A 19,026-nucleotide genomic window follows, 5' to 3' on the forward strand; every position below is an offset into this window, starting at 1 on the left:
TGCGGCCCCGGGGGCCGTGTTTTTGATTAACAGCGCCCCCCCGCGGGGGCGCCCCACCCCCGCCCCCCCCGCCCCCGGTCAGCGGCCGATCGGCGTCACGACTGCGATGAGCTGTGGAGCATAGGAGACTCGAACTCCTGACATCTGCCTTGCAAAGGCAGCGCTCTACCAACTGAGCTAATGCCCCTCGACGGCACCGCAGGTGCCGACGGGCACTAGCGTACCGGGTTCCGGCGCCGTTCCCGGCGCCCTACCCCCGGGCCGACCGGACCTGCCGCCGAGGCGGCGTCCGGGCGGTGCCTGGGATCCGGCCGATCCGGTCGGGTGACCGGGCCGGCCGGCCCTGGAGGCGCGGTGAAGCGCCTCCGAAGATCGTTGATCGTCGGATCGTCCGGGCTCAGCGACCGGCCGGAACCGGGTCGGTGGCCTCGGTCCACAGGTCCTGCTCGGCGCGGTCCGCCTGGACCTGACGGTAGACAAAGAAGCCGCCGAGGGCGACCAGGGCGACCAGGAGAAGCTTCTTCACCGCGGGACCTCGTCCTTCTTGCGTTGGCGGACTCAAGAGCCGGTGCTCCGGCCGGACTGACCGGGCCGACGAGTCCAGATGTGTTTCGATCGCGAACGGGCTGCCGGGTGCCAGACTGCCCTTGCGGCCGATGATACACACCAGTGTCCCAATCGTGACCAGCCACCGCTGCGGCCAACCCGGCGGTCCGGGCGGAGGATTGACGCCGCACCTCCTGCCGTACGGCCGGCCCTCCCCGGCCGGGCCCTACGGCGTGCCCGGCGGGGCGCTGGACGGGTGGTCCGACGAGCGGTCGGACAGGCGGTTCGACGGCGTCACCACCACGGCCTTCCCGCCCGCCAGGTCCACCCTGGTCCGGGGCGGCGCCCCCTCGCCCTCCTCGTCGCGCAGCATCAGGGTCGTGCCGCGTTCGTCCAGCTCGTGCTGCTTGCCGGCGGCGAACTGCGCGTGCAGCTGCTCGAAACCGGTGGCCGAGATCTGCCCCTCCCGGCCGGTCCCCCGCCACGGCACCCAGCGTGAGCGGCGCGCCCGCAGCGCGAGCTGGTCGACCGCCGCGAGCACCACCAGGGCGCAGATCAGTCCGGGGATGCTCATCGCCCAGAAGATCGCCATGTCGTCACCATCCCTCCACACGTTCCCTCCCGGGAGAACAGCCCGGCGGGGCACGCGGTTCCCGGAACGGCGGGGGAAAACGCCGAAGGGCCCGGAGTGCATCACTCCGGGCCCTTCGCGGTGGTGGGCCTAACAGGACTTGAACCTGTGGCCTCTTCCTTATCAGGGAAGCGCTCTAACCGTCTGAGCTATAGGCCCTTGCCGCACTGAAAGATTAGCGGACCGATGGCCGATCTCCCAAATCCGGGCCGGCGGGGTTCCCGGCGGGCACCCCGCCGACCAGCGGCGGCGCTCCGGCGGCCGGGCGCAGCAGCCATTCCTCGCGGGTCGCCGGGAGGCCGGCCGCGCCCTCCTCGGTGCTGCGGACGGCGAGGATCTGGTTGATCCCGATCCGGTTCTCCTCGAAGGCGAGCGCGCTGGCGGCCATGTACAGCCGCCAGACCCGGGCCCGGCCGCGGCCGACCAGCCGGACCGCCTCGCTCCAGTGCGCCTCCAGGTTGGCCACCCATTCGCGCAGGGTCAGCCCGTAGTGCTCGCGCAGCGACTCGACGTCCCGGACCTCGAAGCCGGCCTCCTCCAGCCGGGCCACGGTGGAACCGACGGGGGAGAGCTCGCCGTCGGGGAAGACGTAGCGGTCGATGAAGGGGCTGGTGCGGTGCGGCTCACCGGGGTGGTCGGGGCGGCGGGCGATCTGGTGGTTGAGCAGCCGGCCACCGGGCACCAGCAGCCGGTGCAGGCCCTCGGCGTAGACCCGGTACTGCTCGGAGCCGACGTGCTCGGCCATCCCGACGCTGGAGATCGCGTCGAACGGGCCGTCGACGATCTCCCGGTAGTCCTGGAGCCGGACCTCCACCCGCCCGGCCAGGCCGGCCTCCTCGACCCGCCGGCGGGCCAGCGCGACCTGCTCCCGCGAGATGGAGACGCCGACCGCGGTGACGCCGTAGCGCTCGGCCGCGTGCAGCAGCAGCGAGCCCCAGCCGCAGCCGACGTCCAGCAGGCGCATCCCGGGCCGTAGGCCGAGCTTGCGGCAGATCAGGTCGAGCTTGGCCTCCTGGGCGGCCTCCAGGCTCTTGGCCTCCGGGGTCCAGTAGGCGCACGAGTAGACCATGGAGGAGCCCAGGACGAGCCCGTAGAAGTCGTTTCCGACGTCGTAGTGGTGGCTGATGGCCGCGCGGTCCCGGCTGCGGCTGTGCAGCCGCCCGCGGGCCTTGCGGACCTCCTCCGGGGGCGGCGTGGGCTCGGGGCCGAGCGCCCCGGCCCGCAGCGCGGCCACGAGGACGCGGCGCCCGTTGGCGCCGAGCACGTCCCGCGGGCCGAGGTCGAGGCGGCGGATCTCCGGCCGCTCCACGAACCGGGCGACGGCCGAGAGCACCTCGTAGAGGTCGGTGCCGGGGGCGATCTCCAGATCCCCCGCGACGTACGCCCGGGCCAGGCCCAGCTCGCCCGGCTGCCAGAGCAGCCGGCGCAGCGCCCGGCGGTTGCGCAGGACGACCGTGGGGGCTCCCGGCGGCCCGGCGACGCTGCCGTCCCAGGCCTGGACCCGCAGCGGTACCGGAACCCCCAACAGCCCGTCCAGGGCCTCGACCAGTTGACCTGCGAGCTTCGCCACCGCGCGCCTCCGTCCAGCCGTCCTGCGGAACGTCTCCTGACCCGGCCGGGCGGACCGGGGGCGGCCTGCGGCACTCCCAGGCGTGGACCGGGCGCCACCCAGCTAATCCCACCGCGGCCGGCCCGCTCCCGGGCGGCACGCCGCGGGCGGCCGGCTGTCACCCGAAATGCCGACGGGCCCCGCAGGCTGCAACAGCCTGCGGGGCCCGTCCATTCCGTCCGTGGACGGCGAACTGACCGGGAGTCAGGATCCGACCGGGGTCAGTCCTCCTCGGCCAGGGTCAGCTCGACGCCGCCGGTGAAGCCGGCCGCCGCGTTGTAGATGAACGCCGAGAGCGTGGACAGCGCCGTCAGCAGGACGACGTCGACCACGGCGATCAGCGAGGTGAAGGTCATCACCTTGCCGAAGCCCACGTAGTCCATCAGGTTGAGGCCGCCGGCGCTGTCCGAGCCGGTGACGTCCTTGAGGGTCTTGGTCAGCGAGTCGAAGACGCCGAGCGAGTCCAGCGTCATCCACAGCACCGCCGCGGCCACGATGATGATGATCCCGACCGCCAGCGACAGCAGGAAGCTGACCTTCATCACCGACCACGGGTCGACCTTGGTCACCCGCAGCCGGGCCTTGCGGGTCCGGCCGAGGCCGACACCGGCGGCCGCCGCGGGGGCGGCCGGGGCGGCCGGCCTGCGCGCCGCGCCCGGGACGGGCGTGCCGCCGGGCGGGGTGTTGCCGCTGGTCCGGGTGCCCCGGGCCGGGGTCGGCTGCCCCTTGGCATAGGTGGTCGGCTGCGAGAATCCGCTCGCGCCCGGCGCCGGAGCGCCCGGCGGCGGGGGCGTCTGCCCGCCGTAGGTCGCGCCGCCCTGCCCCGCCCCGCCGACCGGTGGCATCAGCGAGGTGGACGCGGCCGAGTGCTCGGCCGGCGGCTGCTGCGCGCCGTACCCACCCCCGCCCTGCGCGCCCGGACGGCCGCCGGAGGGCCCTCCCGCAGCACCCGTGGCTCCACTCACCTGGTCCTCCCGCACTTCCCACCAGGACGGCGGCACCGTCCTGCTTCGTCACTCGTCATCCAGCGCCCGGCGGGATTGCCCGGAACTGGTGGGCGGCCGGTGCCGCCACGCCCCTCTATCAGGACGCGACGGCACCGGCCCGTGGTTCGGTTCAGACCTCGGCGTCGCCGCCGGCCGTCGTCTCCGCACCCTCAGCCGTTTCGGTGGACGCGGTGTCCGCGACCTCGTCCTCCACCGTCTCCTCGTCCTCGGCTTCCGCGTTGCGGGCCATGCCCACGACCGCGTCGCGCTTACCGAGGTTGATCAGTTGGACGCCCATGGTGTCACGTCCGGTTTCACGAACTTCGGAAACCCTTGTGCGGATCACCCCACCCGAAAGGGTGATCGCCATGATCTCGTCGGTGTCGTCGACCACGAGCGCGCCGACCAGGGAGCCCCGGCCCTCGACGATCTTCGCCGCCTTGGTGCCGTAGCCGCCACGCCCCTGGACACGGTACTCGTCCACGGCCGTGCGCTTGGCGTACCCGCCGTCGGTCGCGGTGAACACGTACGTTCCCGGGCGGACGACGTTCATCGAGAGCATTTCGTCGTCCTCGCGGAAGGCCATGCCCTTGACGCCGGAGGTGGCGCGGCCGGTGGGCCGCAGCGCGTCGTCGGTCGCGGTGAAGCGGATCGACTGGGCCTTCTTGGAGACCAGCAGCAGGTCGTCCTCGGCGGAGACCAGCTCGGCGCCGATCAGCTCGTCGTCCCGGCCCTCCTCGTCCTGGCGCAGGTTGATCGCGATCAGGCCGCCGGAGCGCGGGGAGTCGTAGTCCTTCAGCGCGGACTTCTTCACCAGGCCGGCCCGGGTGGCGAGGACCAGGTAGGGCTTGTCCTCATAGGTGCGCACGGCCATCACCTGGGCGATGTGCTCATCCGGCTGGAAGGCCAGCAGGTTGGCCACGTGCTGGCCGCGGGCGTCGCGCCCGGCGTCCGGGAGCTCGTAGCCCTTGGCGCGGTAGACCCGGCCCTTGTTGGTGAAGAACAGGATCCAGTTGTGCGTCGTCGTCACGAAGAAGTGGTCGACGATGTCGTCCTGCTTGAGCTGCGCTCCGCGCACGCCCTTGCCGCCGCGCTTCTGCGAGCGGTAGAGGTCGGAGCGGGTCCGCTTGACGTAGCCGCCACGGGTGATCGTGACGACGATGTCCTCCTCGGCGATGAGGTCCTCGATCGAGAGGTCGCCGTCGGACGGGATGAGGGTGGAGCGCCGCTCGTCGCCGTACTTCTCGACGATCGCGGTGAGCTCCTCGGAGATGATCTCCCGCTGGCGGGTCGGCGAGGCCAGGATCGCGTTGTACTCGTCGATCTTGCGCTGCAGCTCGTCGTGCTCGTCCATGATCCGCTGGCGCTCCAGGGCGGCCAGGCGGCGCAGCTGCATCTCCAGGATGGCGTTGGCCTGGAGCTCGTCGATGGAGAGCAGCCCCATCAGGCCGGTGCGGGCCGCGTCGGCGCTCGCCGAGGCCCGGATCAGCGCGATGACCTCGTCGATCATGTCCAGGGCGCGCAGCAGGGCGCGCAGGATGTGGGCGCGCTCCTCGGCCTTGCGCAGCCGGAAGGTGGTGCGCCGGACGATGACCTCGACCTGGTGGTTGACCCAGTGCCGGATGAAGGCGTCCAGCGACAGCGTGCGCGGCACGCCGTCGACCAGGGCCAGCATGTTGGCGCCGAAGTTGGTCTGCAGCTCGGTGTGCTTGTAGAGGTTGTTCAGCACGACCTTGGCGACGGCGTCGCGCTTGAGCACGACCACCAGGCGGGTGCCGGTGCGGGACGAGGACTCGTCGCGGACGTCGGCGATGCCGGCGACCCTGCCGTCCTTGACCAGGTCGGCGATCTTCAGCGCGAGGTTGTCCGGGTTGACCTGGTACGGCAGCTCGGTGATCACCAGGCACTGGCGGCCCTGGATCTCCTCGACCTCGACCACGGCGCGCATGGTGATCGAGCCGCGGCCGGTGCGGTAGGCGTCGTCGATCCCGCGGTGGCCGACGATCAGCGCGCCGGTGGGGAAGTCGGGGCCCTTGATCCGCTCGATCAGGGCTTCGAGCAGCTCCTCGTTGGAGGCGTCCGGGTGCTCCAGCGCCCAGAGCGCGCCGGAGGCGACCTCGCGCAGGTTATGCGGCGGGATGTTGGTGGCCATGCCGACCGCGATGCCGGTGGCACCGTTGACCAGCAGGTTGGGGATGCGCGCGGGCAGGACGGTCGGCTCCTGCGAGCGGCCGTCGTAGTTGGACGCGAAGTCGACGGTGCCCTCGTCGATGTCGCGCATCATCTCCATGGCGAGCGGCATCATCTTGCACTCGGTGTAGCGCATGGCCGCGGCCGGGTCGTTGCCCGGGGAGCCGAAGTTGCCGTTGCCGTCCACCAGCGGCATCCGCAGCGACCACGGCTGGGCCAGGCGCACGACGGTGTCGTAGATGGAGGTGTCGCCGTGCGGGTGGTAGTTGCCCATGACGTCGCCGACGACGCGGGCGCACTTGTAGTAGCCCTTCTCGGGGCGGTACCCGCCGTCGTACATCGCGTAGAGCACGCGTCGGTGCACCGGCTTGAGGCCGTCGCGGACCTCGGGGAGCGCCCGGCTGACGATCACGCTCATCGCGTAGTCGAGGTACGAGCGCTGCATCTCGGTCTCGAGCTCGACCGGCTCGATCCGCATGGTCACCTGGGCGGTGGCCTCGGCGGCTGTGGGGGTCTCGGGCTGTTCGCCTTCGGGACGGTTGTCGTCGACCACTGGTGGTCAGTTTCCTTTCACGCGGACTGGTACGTGGTTTCGCTGCCGGTCGGGCGGCGTCACACGTCCAGGAAGCGGACGTCCTTGGCGTTGCGCTGGATGAAGGAGCGGCGTGCCTCGACGTCCTCGCCCATCAGCACGGAGAACAGCTCGTCGGCGCGAGCGGCGTCCTCCAGGGTGACCTGGAGCAGCAGCCGGTGCTCGGCGTCCATGGTGGTGACCCGGAGCTCCTCGGCGTTCATCTCGCCGAGGCCCTTGAAGCGCTGGATCGCGTCGTCCTTGGGCAGCCGGCGCCCGGCCTCGACCCCGGCCGCGATGACCGCGTCGCGCTCGCGGTCCGAGTAGGCGTACTCGAAGTCGTCCTTGCCCCACTTGATCTTGTACAGCGGCGGCATGGCGAGGTAGACGTACCCGGACTCGACCAGCGGCCGCATGAAGCGGAACAGCAGGGTGAGCAGCAGGGTGCGGATGTGCTGCCCGTCGACGTCGGCGTCCGCCATCAGGACGATCTTGTGATAGCGGAGCTTGGAGTCGTCGTAGTCCTCCTGGATGCCGCAGCCGAAGGCCGAGATCAGCGCCTGGACCTCGGTGTTCTGCAGCACCTTGTCGATCCGGGCCTTCTCGACGTTCAGGATCTTGCCGCGGATCGGCAGGATGGCCTGGGTGCGCGGGTCGCGGCCCTGCTTGGCCGAGCCGCCGGCGGAGTCACCCTCGACGATGAAGATCTCGCACTCGGCCGGGTCCTTGGACTGGCAGTCGGAGAGCTTGCCCGGCAGCGAGGCGGACTCCAGCAGGCCCTTGCGGCGGGTGAGGTCGCGGGCCTTGCGGGCGGCGACGCGCGCGGTGGCGGCCTGGATGGACTTGCGGATGATGTCCGAGGCCTCGTTGGGGTTGCGGTCCAACCAGTCGTTGAGGTGCTCGTGGACGACCTTCTGGACGAAGGTCTTCGCCTCGGTGTTGCCGAGCTTGTCCTTGGTCTGGCCCTCGAACTGCGGCTCGCCGAGCTTGACCGAGATGATCGCGGTCAGGCCCTCGCGGATGTCCTCGCCGGAGAGGTTGTCGTCCTTCTCCCGGAGCAGCTTCTTGTCCCGCGCGTAGCGGTTGACCAGGCCGGTCAGCGCCGCGCGGAAGCCCTCCTCGTGGGTACCGCCGCCGTGCGTGTGGATGGTGTTGGCGAAGCTGTAGACCCCCTCGGTGTAGGAGGAGTTCCACTGCATCGCGATCTCCACCGAGATCGCCCGGTCCTTGTCCTCCGCCTCGAAGTCGATCACCGAGGGGTGGATCACCTCGCCCTTGCGGGAGTTGAGGTGGGCGACGAAGTCGGCGATGCCGCCGTCGTACTTGTACGTGACGGTGAGCGGCTTGCCCTCCTCGTCCACGTGCTCGGGGCGCTCGTCGGTGAGCGAGATCGAGAGGCCCTTGTTGAGGAAGGCCATCTCCTGGAAGCGCCGGGACAGCGTCTCGAAGGAGTAGACCGTGGTCTCGAAGATCTCCGGGTCGGCCCAGAAGGTGACGGTCGTGCCGGTCTGCTCGGAGCCCTCGTGCGTGGCCAGCGGCGCGGTCGGCGCACCGGCCTTGTAGTCCTGGGTGAAGCGCGAGCCGTCGCGGTGGATCTCCACCGCCAGGCGGGTGGACAGCGCGTTCACGACCGAGACGCCGACACCGTGCAGACCGCCGGAGACGGCGTAGCCGCCGCCGCCGAACTTGCCGCCGGCGTGCAGGACGGTGAGCACGACCTCGACGGCCGGCTTCTCCTGGCCGGGGACGATGTCGACCGGGATGCCACGGCCGTTGTCCACCACCCGGACCCCGCCGTCGGCGAGGAGCGTGACGTCGATGGTGTCGGCGTACCCGGCCATCGCCTCGTCGACGGAGTTGTCCACCACTTCCTGCACCAGGTGGTGCAGGCCCCGCTCGCCGGTGGAGCCGATGTACATGCCGGGGCGCTTGCGGACGGCGTCGAGGCCTTCCAGCACCTGGATGTTGCTACCGGTGTAGGAAGCCTGGTCGGTCTGGTCTGGGGTCTGGCTGGGGTTGCCGGAATCGGCCACGAAGCGCCCTCTCTGGCACAGCACGGGCCGCATTCCCGCCCCGTGTGGGCGGGCGTGCGACCACGGCGTTTAGACTCGGTTGCCACTAGCAACAGTGTTTGGCTCTCAGTCTACCGGTACGACTGACAGAGATGGGCGTTTGGCAGCCCTTGAAGGCAGATATGCCGCCCTGAATCCCCTCTGGACATGTCCCGATACTCGCCCGGGGGGCCCAGAGCGCCTGGAAGGGCTGTCAGGGGTTCCGGAAGATCGTGGTCCGCTCCACGCCCTCGACGGCGGGCCGGCAACCCGGTCAGCCCCAGGTGTCGCCCGGCCCCTTGCTCCCCGGAGCGCGCAGCCGGCCGTAGCCGCGGGCGGGCGCCGCCGGGCCCAGCACCTTGATGGTGCGGACCGTGCCGTGGCCCAGCTCGTGGTTCAGGCGGGCCACCAACTGCCTTGCCAGCCACCGTAGTTGGGTGGCCCATGCGGTGGAGTCGCACTGCACGGTGAGCACCGCGGCGGCGTCGTCGTAGGAGGAGGGGTGGCAGTGCGCGGCGATGTCCGGGCCGACGATCTGGGGCCAACGGCCCATCACCCCGCCGACCGCGGCCGAGGACTCCCAGCCCCGTTCGGTCAGCAGCCGGTTCAGCGCCGCCCCCAGCGGGACCGGGTCGCGGCCGTCCGACCGGGCTCCGCTGCGCAGGCCGTGCCGCTTCGCCTCACGCTTCTCCCGGACCTGCTCGCCGCGCTGCCGCGCCTGGGCCCGGGCCGCCCGCAGCGCCGAGCGGGCGAGGTCGGCGCCGGTCGGCGCCGCGTCGCCCGGCTGGGGGGAGTGCTCCGCCGGCTCGCTCACGGCGATCTCCTTTCCCCAGCCTGTGGACAACGGTCGCGGACGCGCGCCGGTGAGCCGTCCAGCCTACGGGAGTGCCCGGACGGCGGTTGCGAAGGTGCGGGGGGAGTCAGGCGTCGATCCGGCGGACGGCGCCGTCGGCGACCGCGAACCGGGCGCCGGCCAGCGCCTTCGGCACGTCCTCGGCGACCGCCGCGGTGACCAGCACCTGCTCGCCGTCGGCCACCAGTTCGGCCAGCCGGTCCCGGCGGGCCGCGTCCAGCTCGGCGAACACGTCGTCCAGGATCAGCACCGGCTCGCCGCCGTCGGCGCGCAGCAGCTCGTACGAGGCCAGCCGCAGCGCCAGCGCGAACGACCAGGACTCGCCGTGGCTCGCGTAGCCCTTGGCGGGCAGCGGGCCGAGGCTGAGCACCAGCTCGTCGCGGTGCGGGCCGACCAGGGTGATGCCGCGGTCCACCTCCTGCTTGCGGACCGTCGCCAGCGCGTTCAGCAACTGCTCCTCGGCCTGCTCGCGGCTGGTCGGCAGCCCGCCCTCAAAGGAGCTGCGGTACTCCAGGACGGTGTCGCCGCCGCCCGGGGCCAGCTGCCCGTACGCGGCCGCCACCAACGGCTGGAGGGAAGCCACCAGCTGGATCCGGAAGGCCGTCAACTCGGCTCCGGCCCTTGCCAGATGGCCGTCCCAGACCTCCAGGGTGGAGAGGTCGGCGCCCTTGCCGCCACCGGCCCGGCGGGCCATCGCGGCGGTCTTCAGCAGGGCGTTGCGCTGCTTGAGGACCCGCTCGTAGTCCTGCCGGACCCCGGCCAGCCGGGGGGCCCGGGCGGTCAGCAGCTCGTCCAGGAAACGGCGGCGCTCACCCGGGTCGCCCTTGACCAGACTGAGGTCCTCGGGAGCGAACAGGACGGTCCGCAGCAGGCCCAGCACGTCGCGCGGGCGGACGTTGTCGGAGCGGTTGATCCGGGCCCGGTTGGCCTTGCCCGGGGTCAGCTCCAGCTCGACCAGGGTGGTGCGGCCGCGGTCCACCACCGAGGTGCGGACCACCGCCCGCTCGGCGCCCAGCCGGATCAGCGGGGCGTCGGTGGCGACCCGGTGGCTGCCCAGTGTGGCGACGTAGCCGATCGCCTCGACCAGGTTGGTCTTGCCCTGGCCGTTGGGCCCGACGAAGGCCGTCACGCCCGGGTCGAGGGGAACCTCGACCCGGGCGTACGACCGGAAGTCGGCGAGCGACAGATGCGCGACGTGCATGGCTGTGGACTGCGCTCGCCTTCTGGGGAGGTGCGGGTTACTTGGACTCGACCGCGTGGCCGCCGAACTGGTTGCGCAGCGCGGCGATCATCTTCATCTGCGGCGAGTCGTCCTGGCGGGAGGCGAAGCGGGCGAACAGCGAGGCGGTGATCGCCGGCAGCGGCACCGCGTGGTCGATCGCGGCCTCGACGGTCCAGCGGCCCTCACCGGAGTCGGCGGCCCAGCCGCGCAGCTTCGCCAGGTGCTCGTCGTCGTCCAGCGCGCGGACGGCCAGGTCCAGCAGCCAGGAGCGGATGACGGTGCCCTCCTGCCAGCTGCGGAAGACCTCGCGCACGTCGGTGACCTCGGGGGCGGCCTCCAGCAGCTCCCAGCCCTCGGCGAAGGCCTGCATCATCGCGTACTCGATGCCGTTGTGGACCATCTTGGCGAAGTGGCCGGCGCCCACGGCGCCCGCGTGCACCGAGCCGAAGTCGCCCTCGGGCTTGAGCGAGTCGAACACCGGCTGGACGCGGGCCACGTGCTCGGCGTCGCCGCCGTACATCAGGGCGTAGCCGTTCTCCAGGCCCCAGACACCGCCGGAGACGCCGCAGTCGACGAAGCCGATGCCCTTGGCGGCCAGCGCCTCGGCGTGCTTGATGTCGTCGGTCCAGCGGGAGTTGCCGCCGTCGACCACCACGTCGCCGGGGGAGAGCAGCTCGGCGAGCTCGTCGACGGTCGCCTGGGTGGCGGCGCCGGCCGGGACCATCACCCAGATCACCCGCGGGCCCTGCAGCTTGGAGACGAGCTCCTGGAGGCTCGCGACGTCGGAGATGTCCGGGTTGCGGTCGTAGCCGATGACGGTGTGGCCGGCGCGGCGGATCCGCTCGCGCATGTTGCCGCCCATCTTGCCGAGACCGATGAGGCCGAGCTCCATGACCAAGTCCTTACCTGTGGTGACGTGCCTGCCGGCGGCGCCGTTGCCGCACGCCCCGAGCCTACGCGCTGCGGCGGTGGCGGCTCCCTGTGGTCGGGCCGACCGGGGGAGGACGCCCACAGGCTGTGCACAGCCGATGTGCACAGCCTGTGGGTGACGGCCTGCGGGCAGCGGCCGCGAGGTCAGCCGGAGAGGCGGACCGGCATGATCAGGTACTGGTACGCCTTGTCCTCCTCGGCGTCCACCGAGGCCTTGCCGCTGAGCAGCGCGGGCTTGGTCGGGGTGGTGAAGCTCAGCTGGGCGTAGGCGGAGTCGATGGCCTTGAGGCCCTCCTCCAGGTAACCCGGGTTGAAGGCGATCGAGATGTCGTCGCCCTCCAGGTCGGCGTCGATCCGCTCGGTGGCCTGGGCGTCGTCGCCCGAGCCCGCCTCCAGGGTCAGCACGCCCTGCTCGAAGCTGAGCCGGACCGGGGTGTTGCGCTCGGCGACCAGGGAGACGCGCTTGAGCGCCTCCAGGAAGGGCTGGGTCTGGATCGCGGCGACGGCGCTGAACTCCGTCGGGAACAGGCTGCGGAACTTGGGGAACTCGCCCTCCAGCAGCCGCGTGGTCGTCCGGCGGCCGGCGCCCTCGAAGCCGATCAGGCCCTCGCCCGCGCCACCCGAGGAGAGCGCGATCGAGACCGTGTCACCACTGCCCAGGGACTTGGCGATGTCCTGCAGCGTCTTGGCGGGCACCAGGGCGACGGCCGAGATGTCCGACTGCTCCGGCTTCCACAGCAGGTCGCGGACCGCGAAGCGGTAGCGGTCGGTGGCGGCCAGGGTGATCCGGTCGCCCTCGATCTCGACCCGGACACCGGTGAGCACCGGGAGGGTGTCGTCACGGCCGGCGGCCACCGCGGCCTGGCTGACCGCGGAGGCGAACACGTCGCCCGAGACGGTGCCCGTGGCGGTCGGCATCTGGGGCAGCGCCGGGTACTCGTCCACCGGGAGGGTGGGGAGGGTGAAGCGGGAACTGCCGCAGACCACGCTGACCCGCTGGCCGTCGGTGGAGATCTCCACCGGCCGGTTCGGCAGGTTGCGCGAGATGTCGTTCAGCAGCCGACCGGAGACCAGGACGGTGCCGGCCTCCTCGATGTCGGCCTCCAGCTCGACCCGGGCCGAGACCTCGTAGTCGAAGCCGGACAGCGCCAGGCTGCCGTCCTGTGCCGTCAGCAGCAGGCCGGCCAGCACCGGCACCGGCGGCCGTGCCGGGAGGCTGCGGGCAGCCCAGGCCACCGCCTCCGCGAGGACGTCACGCTCCACCCGGAACTTCACCGGTAACCGCCTCCTGGATCGAGCGCTCCCGCTCGCACTCTGGTTCGTCTGATCTTGATCGTCGGTCGGACTGTCCACCGAGCTCTGCCACTCCGCTTCCGGTCGCCGAGGACAGTCTGACGTACTCCGCCGACAGACGGGGCAGACGGGCGGAAGCAAGCCGAACAGATGTCGGGGCGCGGTTGTCCACAGATTCGGGGCCCACCCACTTTCAAGCGAGTCGATGGGTCTAAATGTGTAGTGGTAGTAGTAGGGCCTGTGGAAACCGTGGATAACCCCGTTTCCGCAGGTCAGACCCACTTTTTTGTCCACAGCGGGTGTGGATGGCGGCTGTGGACGAACACGCCGTGCTGTGGACAGCGGAGCGTTACCCACAGGGCACGCTGGGTATCCACAGGTTATCCCCAGGGCTGTCCCCAGATTCCGGCCCGGTTATCCACGGGCGCCGGTCAACTTTACGTGACGCCTTTCACACCAGGGCATGAACGCCGCCCCACGCTTGTCGAACTGTGGATCATGCTGTGGACAACCTGGGGATAACCGCCCCTCCCCTGGGGACAACCGGTGGACAACCCGGATGGCCCATTGGCGGCCCGTCAATTGTCCACAGCCTGTGGATAACGGTTGTGCACAAGTCCACAGGCACCTGACCTGCGCGGAAGAGCGTAGCGGCGACACGCCTGTGGACGAATTCTGGATAACTTCGGACGCCCCGGCCTGTGGACTACGGGGAAGGCGCCCGGCCTGTGGACAACTGCCCTGCGCGGCCCCGGTTTTCGAATCACCGGTCAAATGTTCGGCGCGGGCTGTGGACTGGCGCAACGTCCGTCGACGGCATCTCTGCCCAGCCGGCGCCCGAGGCACACCTGTGGATGTGCGAAAAGGGCGCCAGGATCGCTCCTGACGCCCTTTCCGGCCACCTCGGCGCCGGACTCGGTGCCGAGGTGGCGCCGGACCCACCACCGGCCCTGCGGCTAGCTCTTGATGCGGTTGGTCAGCTCGGTGACCTGGTTGTAGATCGACCGGCGCTCGGCCATCAGCGAGCGGATCTTGCGGTCCGCGTGCATCACCGTGGTGTGGTCGCGGCCGCCGAACTGCGCGCCGATCTTCGGCAGCGAGAGGTCGGTCAGCTCCCGGCAGAGGTACATGGCGATCTGACGGGCCGTCACCAAAACGCGGCTGCGCGAGGATCCGCAGAGGTCGTCCACACTCAGCCCGAAGTACGCGGCGGTCTGCTGCATGATGACCTGCGCGGTGATCTCCGGCCCGGCGTCCTCGTCCCCGCCCGGGATCAGGTCCTTGAGGACGATCCCGGCCAACTCCAGGTCCACCGGCGCCCGGTTGAGGTTGGCGAAGGCGGTGACCCGGATCAGGGCGCCTTCCAACTCCCGGATGTTGCGGGTGATCCGGGACGCGATGAACTCCAACACGTCGGCCGGGGCGTTGAGTTGCTCCTGGATCGCCTTCTTGCGAAGGATCGCGATCCGGGTCTCCAGCTCCGGTGGGGTGACGTCGGTGATCAGGCCCCACTCGAAGCGGTTGCGCAGCCGGTCCTCCAGCGTGGTCAGCAGCTTGGGCGGCCGGTCCGAGGAGAGGACGATCTGCTTGTTCGCGTTGTGCAGGGTGTTGAAGGTGTGGAAGAACTCCTCCTGCGTGGACTCCTTGCTCGCGAGGAACTGGATGTCGTCCACGAGCAGGATGTCCATGTCCCGGTAGCGCCGGCGGAAGGTGTCCGCCTTGCCGTCCCGGATCGAGTTGATGAACTCGTTGGTGAACTCCTCCGAGGACACGTAGCGCACCCGGGTGCCCGGGAAGAGACTGCGCGAGTAGTGCCCGATGGCGTGCAGCAGGTGGGTCTTGCCCAGCCCGGACTCGCCGTAGATGAAGAGCGGGTTGTACGCCTTGGCCGGAGCCTCGGCGACCGCCACCGCCGCCGCGTGCGCGAAGCGGTTGCTGGCGCCGATGACGAAGGTGTCGAAGAGGTACTTGGGGTTCAGCCGGGCGGCCGGCTCGTCCTTGCGGGAGCCGCCGGCCGGCGGGGCGCCGGGCGGGGCGGGCACGCCGGGGACGGCCGGGCGCTCGGTGGCGCGCTCCGGCGCGTTCTTGTCCGCAGGACGGCCGCCGGCCGGGCGTGAGCCGGGGGCGCGGCGGCCTGCGCCGGCGCGGGGCTGCTCGTTCGGGCCGGGGCCGTAGGCGCCGCCGAACAGGTCGCCCTGGGTGGTCGAGGGCGGGCCGGGCATCGGGCGCGGCGCCGGCCGGGACGGCTCGTCGGCCTCGCGGTAGCCGGGGGGCCGCTCCGGGTAGCCGCCCTGTTCCGGGTAGCCGCCCTGCTCCTGGTACCCGTTCTGCTCGGGGTAGCCGCCGCCCTGCTCCGGGTACCCGCCCTGCTCGGGGTAGCCCGGCCAGGCCGGTCCGGCCGCCGGACCGCCGTACGGCGCGGGGCGCTGCTCGTAGCCGCCGGTGTCGTAGCGGGGCCGGTCGTAGTCCTGCTCGTACGGCTGCTGGTAGTCCTGACCGCCGTAGCCGCCGGCATCCTCCTCGGTCGGGCCGGGGTACGGCTCGGCCGGGGCCTGGGCGGCGGGTGCGGGGGTGGTCGGGACGGCGTTGGCGTCGACCATCACGGCGATCCGCACCGGACGGCTGAGCTCGCGGCTGAGGGCCTCGGTGAGCTGCGGCAGCAGCCGGCCCTCCAGCACCTGCTTGGCCCGCTCGTTGGGGGTCGCCAGCAGGGCGGTGTCGTGCATCATCCACATCGGCTGGGTGCGCTGCACCCACTGCTTGTCCATCTCCCCGACGTCCGGGTCGCTGACCAGCCGCTCGACGACTCTCGCCCAGACCGGGACGAGGTCGCTGTTGACATCAGCCACTGGTGCACGCTTTCTCGGTTCCCCGCGGCTCCAGCAGGGGGTGGTGGATCAGGAGACTGTGGATCGGCGGGTCCGTCTCCGGCGGACCGACCCCACGAGGAAGAACACGAAGAACAAACCAGACAAGTCCTGCAACGGTAGTCAGCGAACAGGGCCGGATCAAGTCGTTGTCCACAGGCTGTGGGCAAAGGGGGCTCCGGACGCCCTCGGGGGGCCGCTCGAAAAAGCCGGTTTGACCCTCGCGCCCCGTCCCGCGTACCGTAACCAGGTCGAGTTGTCGATGGCCGCTGCCGCATGTCCGCGGGTCCACCCGCTCCATAAGGCGCGCAGCACGGGCGCCGTGGATTGCCTTGAACCCCAGCCGAACTGGGGCGATGGGCCGGATTTCCGAACCAGGGGAGATCACGCGGACGCACGGTGACGGCCAAGCGATTCCCCGTCATCCTACGATTCACCTCAGGAGCCCCCGAGTGAGCAAGCGCACCTTCCAGCCGAACAACCGTCGTCGCGCGAAGACCCACGGCTTCCGGCTGCGTATGCGTACCCGCGCCGGCCGCGCCATCCTGGCTGCCCGCCGTGGCAAGGGCCGCACCAGCCTGTCCGCCTGATCCACGACAGAGTCTGTTGTGCTGCCCTCCGAGAATCGGCTGCGGCGGCGCCAGGACTTCGCGACCGCAGTGAAACGCGGTCGCCGGGCCGGCCGGCCCCTTCTGGTCGTCCATCTCAGCAGAGAAGACGACCCCAAGGGGCAGACCGACCGGACCAGCGACTCCCGCCCGCACGTCGCCGAGGGGACTCCTTCGGCGCGTGCGGGTTTCGTCGTGAGCAAGGCCGTCGGCCCGGCGGTCGTTCGCAACCTGGTCAAGCGCCGGTTGCGGCACCTCGTTCGTGATCGTCTCTCCAGGCTGCCCGCCGGTAGCCTGATAGTGGTGCGTGCGCTGCCCCAGGCCGCGACCGCCTCGTACCAGGACCTCGAACGTGACCTGGACGCGGCGCTGAAACGGTTGCTGAAGGTGGAGCCCGCCACGACGGCGCCGACGGGAGCAGGACGATGAAGTTCCTGCTGATGGGTTTGATCAGGGTCTACCAGTGGACCATCAGCCCACTGCTCGGTCCGGTCTGCCGTTACTACCCCTCCTGCTCGCACTACGGCTACGAGGCCGTGAAGGTGCACGGGGCGGTCAAGGGCGGCGGACTGACCGTGTGGCGCATCCTGCGCTGCAATCCGTGGACGCCCGGCGGGGTCGATCACGTTCCGCCGCGTAAGCATCCGGTGTGGCACCGGCGGCTGCGAGACTGGCTGAGCAGCCGGTCCGCCACCGGACAGCCGGTGACCACGACCCCCGCCGGTCCGGACCCCGAGGGCCCGGCGACCATTGGCCCTGAGGGGCCAATCCACATGTCCAAGGAGCCTGACCGGTGACCTTCTCCTTCCTGAATCCCCTGTACACAGCGGTGTCCTGGATCATCGTCCAGTTCCACTCGCTGTACAGCAACATCTTCGACCCGGACGGTGGCTGGGCCTGGGGTCTGGCCATCGCCTCGATGGTGGTCGTCATCCGGATCTGCCTGATCCCGCTCTTCGTGAAGCAGATCAAGGCGACCCGGGCCATGCAGGCGATCCAGCCGAAGATGAAGGCCATCCAGGAGCGCTACAAGAACGACAAGCAGCGCCAGTCCGAAGAGATGATGAAGCTGTACAAGGAGGCGGGTACCAACCCGTTCTCCAGCTGCCTTCCCATCATCGTGCAGGCGCCGTTCTTCACCGCCCTCTACGGCGTGCTCGCCAAGGTCGCCAAGAGCGAGCAGATCGGCGTCATCCACGGCGACCTGCTGCTGAGCGCCGGCAAGGCGCACATCTTCGGTGCCCCGCTCTCGGCGACCTTCGTCAGCAGCCACGAGACCAGCGTCAAGATCGTCACCGCGGTGATGATCATCATGATGTCGCTGTCGCAGTTCATCACCCAGCGCCAGCTGATGACCAAGAACGTCGACCTCACGGTCAAGACGCCGTTCATGCAGCAGCAGAAGATGCTGATGTACGTCTTCCCGGTGATGTTCGCCGTGATGGGCATCAACTTCCCCGTCGGTGTCCTGGTCTACTGGCTGACCACCAACGTCTGGTCGATGGGCCAGCAGCTGATCGTCATCCACAACAACCCGACCCCGGGCAGCAAGGCGTGGGACGAGCGGCAGGTCCGGCTGAAGAAGGCCGGCCGGCTGAACCCGGACGGTTCGGAGATCAAGGGTGCGCTCTGGGGCCTGCTGCCCCCGTCCAAGTCGACCCTCGACGCCGCCTCGGCGGCGGCCGCCGTGGTCGAGGAGTCGGCGCAGGCACGCCGCCAGCAGCCCCGCAAGCAGACCAAGGCGCAGCGCCAGCAGGGCGGTGCTCAGCACACCGCCGACCTGACCAAGGACACCGAGGCCCCGGCCGAGGAGCCCGCCGAGGAGCCCGCCGACACCGTCCCGGCCGACTCCGGCGCCAAGCCGGCGGCCGCCCAGCAGGGCCCGGCCAAGCCCGGCGCGGTCAAGCCGGGCACCGGTCGGCAGCAGCCCAAGCGTGGCGGCCAGCGGCCGAAGAAGAAGTCCTGACCGGCCCTGGATCCGTTGTGACAGCGCGCAGAGCTTCGTTCCCGGCCCACCAATCTGGGCCCATCTCCGAAGGAGTCCATCAGTGACGGAAGGCACCACCTCCGCCGTCGAGGCCGAGGCCGCCGCCAGCACCGACGAGAACGTCATCGCCCGACTGGAGCAGGAGGGCGACATCGCGGCGGACTACCTGGAGGGTCTGCTCGACATCGCCGACCTCGACGGTGACATCGACATGGACGTCGAGGGCGACCGCGCCCTGGTCTCCATCGTCGGTGAGGGCAACGACCGCGCGCTGCAGCGCCTGGTCGGCCAGGACGGCGAGGTGCTGGAGGCGCTGCAGGAGCTGACCCGGTTGGCTGTCCACCGGGAGACCGGGGAGCGCAGCCGCCTCATGCTGGACATTGCCGGCTTCCGGGCCCGCAAGCGCTCCGAGCTGGCCGCGCTCGGTGCCGAGGCCGCCGAGCAGGCGAAGAGCAGTGGCGAGCAGGTCAAGCTGCGGCCGATGACGCCCTTCGAGCGCAAGGTCGTCCACGACGCGGTCGCGGCCGCCGGTCTGCGCAGCGAGTCGGAGGGCGAGGAGCCCGAGCGGTGCGTGGTCGTGCTGCCGGTCTGAGGCCGGCGGTACGACGACCGGCCGCGGCGGGGGCGGGGGGGGGGCAGCGGCCGCGCCCCCCCCCGCCCCCGGGGGGGGGGGATAAACAAC

At 70.8% G+C, this 19,026-nt stretch carries 16 protein-coding genes and 2 tRNA genes; 5 read left to right on the forward strand and 13 right to left on the reverse strand.

Annotated elements, in window-relative coordinates; all coding sequences use genetic code 11:
- Positions 1 to 114: 114 nt before the first annotated feature.
- The 13 genes from ACFV61_RS14460 to dnaA all read right to left on the reverse strand — a co-directional run bounded on the left by ACFV61_RS14460 (position 115) and on the right by dnaA (position 15,731).
- A tRNA-Ala gene (locus tag ACFV61_RS14460) sits at positions 115 to 187 on the reverse strand.
- Between the two features lie 210 nt (positions 188 to 397).
- Positions 398 to 526, reverse strand: a complete 129-nt coding sequence (locus ACFV61_RS14465; protein WP_014137031.1) for a DLW-39 family protein — start codon at positions 524 to 526, stop codon at positions 398 to 400.
- A 246-nt stretch (positions 527 to 772) separates the two neighbouring features.
- Positions 773 to 1,138, reverse strand: a complete 366-nt coding sequence (locus ACFV61_RS14470; RefSeq protein ID WP_063348454.1) for a DUF6191 domain-containing protein — start codon at positions 1,136 to 1,138, stop codon at positions 773 to 775.
- 121 nt (positions 1,139 to 1,259) lie between these two features.
- Positions 1,260 to 1,336 (reverse strand) — tRNA-Ile (locus ACFV61_RS14475).
- Positions 1,337 to 1,352: 16 nt separating this feature from the next.
- Positions 1,353 to 2,747 (reverse strand): class I SAM-dependent methyltransferase, encoded by a 1,395-nt coding sequence (locus tag ACFV61_RS14480; protein ID WP_380491891.1) that lies wholly within the window; start codon positions 2,745 to 2,747, stop codon positions 1,353 to 1,355.
- A gap of 260 nt (positions 2,748 to 3,007) precedes the next feature.
- Positions 3,008 to 3,751, reverse strand: a complete 744-nt coding sequence (locus ACFV61_RS14485; protein WP_244293408.1) for a DUF3566 domain-containing protein — start codon at positions 3,749 to 3,751, stop codon at positions 3,008 to 3,010.
- A gap of 151 nt (positions 3,752 to 3,902) precedes the next feature.
- Positions 3,903 to 6,515, reverse strand: a complete 2,613-nt coding sequence (gene gyrA / locus ACFV61_RS14490) for a DNA gyrase subunit A (protein ID WP_063348457.1) — start codon at positions 6,513 to 6,515, stop codon at positions 3,903 to 3,905.
- A gap of 59 nt (positions 6,516 to 6,574) precedes the next feature.
- Positions 6,575 to 8,590 (reverse strand): DNA topoisomerase (ATP-hydrolyzing) subunit B, encoded by a 2,016-nt coding sequence (gene gyrB / locus ACFV61_RS14495; protein WP_380491892.1) that lies wholly within the window; start codon positions 8,588 to 8,590, stop codon positions 6,575 to 6,577.
- 268 nt (positions 8,591 to 8,858) lie between these two features.
- Complete coding sequence (locus ACFV61_RS14500) at positions 8,859 to 9,398, reverse strand: DUF721 domain-containing protein (RefSeq protein WP_063348459.1); 540 nt, start codon at positions 9,396 to 9,398, stop codon at positions 8,859 to 8,861.
- A gap of 106 nt (positions 9,399 to 9,504) precedes the next feature.
- A complete protein-coding gene (gene recF, locus ACFV61_RS14505) occupies positions 9,505 to 10,638 on the reverse strand; it encodes a DNA replication/repair protein RecF (protein ID WP_063348460.1) in 1,134 nt (377 codons plus the stop codon).
- Positions 10,639 to 10,675: 37 nt separating this feature from the next.
- Positions 10,676 to 11,551 (reverse strand): phosphogluconate dehydrogenase (NAD(+)-dependent, decarboxylating), encoded by an 876-nt coding sequence (gnd, locus tag ACFV61_RS14510; RefSeq protein WP_063348461.1) that lies wholly within the window; start codon positions 11,549 to 11,551, stop codon positions 10,676 to 10,678.
- 182 nt (positions 11,552 to 11,733) lie between these two features.
- Complete coding sequence (gene dnaN / locus ACFV61_RS14515; RefSeq protein ID WP_063348462.1) at positions 11,734 to 12,864, reverse strand: DNA polymerase III subunit beta; 1,131 nt, start codon at positions 12,862 to 12,864, stop codon at positions 11,734 to 11,736.
- Between the two features lie 974 nt (positions 12,865 to 13,838).
- Positions 13,839 to 15,731 carry a chromosomal replication initiator protein DnaA gene (gene dnaA / locus ACFV61_RS14520; protein WP_380429404.1) on the reverse strand — a complete coding sequence of 631 codons (1,893 nt, stop codon included), beginning with the start codon at positions 15,729 to 15,731 and terminating at the stop codon, positions 13,839 to 13,841.
- A 470-nt stretch (positions 15,732 to 16,201) separates the two neighbouring features.
- Between dnaA and rpmH the strand changes: the two genes are divergently transcribed.
- The 5 genes from rpmH to ACFV61_RS14545 all read left to right on the forward strand — a co-directional run bounded on the left by rpmH (position 16,202) and on the right by ACFV61_RS14545 (position 18,936).
- Complete coding sequence (gene rpmH / locus ACFV61_RS14525) at positions 16,202 to 16,339, forward strand: 50S ribosomal protein L34 (protein ID WP_030392420.1); 138 nt, start codon at positions 16,202 to 16,204, stop codon at positions 16,337 to 16,339.
- A gap of 18 nt (positions 16,340 to 16,357) precedes the next feature.
- Positions 16,358 to 16,786 carry a ribonuclease P protein component gene (gene rnpA / locus ACFV61_RS14530; protein WP_063348464.1) on the forward strand — a complete coding sequence of 143 codons (429 nt, stop codon included), beginning with the start codon at positions 16,358 to 16,360 and terminating at the stop codon, positions 16,784 to 16,786.
- Entirely contained in the window at positions 16,783 to 17,154 is a 372-nt protein-coding gene (yidD, locus tag ACFV61_RS14535; protein WP_063348465.1) for a membrane protein insertion efficiency factor YidD, read from the forward strand. The genes rnpA and yidD overlap by 4 nt, the downstream gene beginning before the upstream one ends.
- Positions 17,151 to 18,323 carry a membrane protein insertase YidC gene (gene yidC, locus ACFV61_RS14540; RefSeq protein WP_380491893.1) on the forward strand — a complete coding sequence of 391 codons (1,173 nt, stop codon included), beginning with the start codon at positions 17,151 to 17,153 and terminating at the stop codon, positions 18,321 to 18,323. The genes yidD and yidC overlap by 4 nt, the downstream gene beginning before the upstream one ends.
- Before the next feature lie 82 nt (positions 18,324 to 18,405).
- Positions 18,406 to 18,936, forward strand: coding sequence for a R3H domain-containing nucleic acid-binding protein (locus tag ACFV61_RS14545; RefSeq protein WP_063348467.1), 531 nt, complete (start codon positions 18,406 to 18,408; stop codon positions 18,934 to 18,936).
- The last annotated feature ends 90 nt before the right edge of the window (positions 18,937 to 19,026 follow it).

It is taken from the genome of Kitasatospora sp. NPDC059817, assembly GCF_042731835.1.
Lineage (GTDB): Bacteria > Actinomycetota > Actinomycetes > Streptomycetales > Streptomycetaceae > Kitasatospora.